Here is a 658-nt window from a genome sequence, read left to right on the forward strand (position 1 = left end):
GTGCACTGCACGTTCGAGGTGGTCGAGGGCTCGGGCACCGGCGAGCTGGCCGGGCTGCGGGGCACGGGCGGCTTCACCTACCGGCACGGCGAGTCGAAGGTGCCGTACACCTTCGCGTACGAGGCGGGGCGCGCCTGAATCACGTGCGTGGCTCGGCGAAACCGGCACTGTGTACAGTGGACCGCGCCTCGCGCGCGCCGCGCGCGCCGCCTCCTTAGCTCAGATGGTCAGAGCAGCTGTCTTGTAAACAGCAGGTCGTCGGTTCGAATCCGACAGGGGGCTCCGGCAACGCCCGGGCCGGTCCCTCTCCGGCCCGGGTTCTTCATGCCTCCGTCACGCCGTACGGCCGCGCAGGCGGCGGGCGATCTCCAGGTCCGCCTCGTCCAGCGGTCGGCCTTCCTCGGTCTCCCACAGGCAGTTCTGCAGCGTCCGCCCGTACGTCCACGCCCGGGCCCGCGCCCGGTCCAGGCCGAGCACCTCGGTCATCGCGTCGAAGCGCCACAGGACGTCGCCGGGGTCGAAGTTGTTGGCGAGTGCGGGCCACAGGTCGAAGCCGGGGTCGCCGGCGAGCGGCTTGGGGTCGATGGCGAGCCAGGGCGCGCGGTCGGCGGCGAGGACGTTCTCGTCGTGCAGGTCCCAGTGGAGCAGCCGGTCGCCC

The 658-nt window shown here is 72.2% G+C and carries 2 protein-coding genes and 1 tRNA gene; 2 read left to right on the forward strand and 1 reads right to left on the reverse strand.

Features of this window, described 5'->3' with window-relative positions:
* The coding region (locus LPA54_RS34600; protein ID WP_228984596.1) for a DUF3224 domain-containing protein at positions 1 to 138 on the forward strand (138 nt) is incomplete at its 5' end.
* Positions 139 to 208: 70 nt separating this feature from the next.
* Positions 209 to 282 (forward strand) — tRNA-Thr (locus LPA54_RS34605).
* Between the two features lie 51 nt (positions 283 to 333).
* Here the strand turns inward: LPA54_RS34605 and LPA54_RS34610 are convergent.
* On the reverse strand, positions 334 to 658 hold a 325-nt coding region (locus tag LPA54_RS34610), incomplete at its 5' end, for an aminoglycoside phosphotransferase family protein (RefSeq protein ID WP_228984595.1).

Origin of the sequence: Streptomyces sp. DH12 (assembly GCF_020873895.1) — a bacterium.
GTDB lineage: Bacteria > Actinomycetota > Actinomycetes > Streptomycetales > Streptomycetaceae > Streptomyces.